Raw genomic sequence first — 743 nt, forward strand, 5'->3', positions numbered from 1 at the left:
AGCAGGTCTTCCACGCCACCGCCGCCCCGGGCGATCACGATCACGTCGATCGACTCGTCGGCGTCGAGCACCTTGAGCGCGTCGACGATCTGCGGCACCGCGGTCGGCCCCTGCACGGCCACGTTGACGACCCGGAAGTCGACGGCGGGCCAGCGGCGCCTGGCGTTGGTCAGCACGTCGCGCTCGGCGGCCGAGGCGCGGCCGGTGATCAGCCCGATCCGGCCCGGCAGGAACGGCGGGCGCCGCTTGCGCCGCGGGTCGAACAGCCCCTCGGCGGCGAGCAGCTTCTTGAGCCGTTCGAGCCGGGCGAGCAACTCGCCGAGCCCGACCTGGCGGATCTCGTCGGCGCGCAGGCTCAGGGTGCCCCGGGCGGGGAAGAAGTCGGGCTTGGCGTGCAGCGTGACCCGGGCACCCTCCTCGAGGTTGGGTGCGCCCACGTCCAGCACGTCGCGGTTGGTGGTGACCGTGAGGCTCAGGTCGGCGGACGGGTCACGCAGGGTGAGGAACACGGTGGTGGCGCCCGGCCGGCGGCTGATCTGCGCGACCTGGCCGTCGACCCAGACCCAGCCCAGCTTGGCGATCCAGCCACTGATCTTCTGGCTCACGACCCGCACCGGCCACGGCTCCTCCGCGGTGCTCTTCGGGATGCCGTTGGGCTCGGGCGTGGTCACCGCACCACCCTACGGCGGGGGCGGCGCCGGCCGGTGGCAGCAGCCGGCTTTCTGCCGCGTTTGTGGGGGTGT

At 73.4% G+C, this 743-nt stretch carries 1 protein-coding gene; it reads right to left on the bottom strand.

Annotated features, from left to right (window positions below; translation table 11 throughout):
- Positions 1-671, bottom strand: a 671-nt coding sequence (gene xseA, locus Air01nite_RS40885; protein ID WP_203708926.1) for an exodeoxyribonuclease VII large subunit, incomplete at its 3' end; no start/stop codon positions are given.
- Positions 672-743: the final 72 nt, after the last annotated feature.

This window comes from Asanoa iriomotensis, assembly GCF_016862515.1.
GTDB classification, from domain to species: Bacteria; Actinomycetota; Actinomycetes; order Mycobacteriales; family Micromonosporaceae; genus Asanoa; species Asanoa iriomotensis.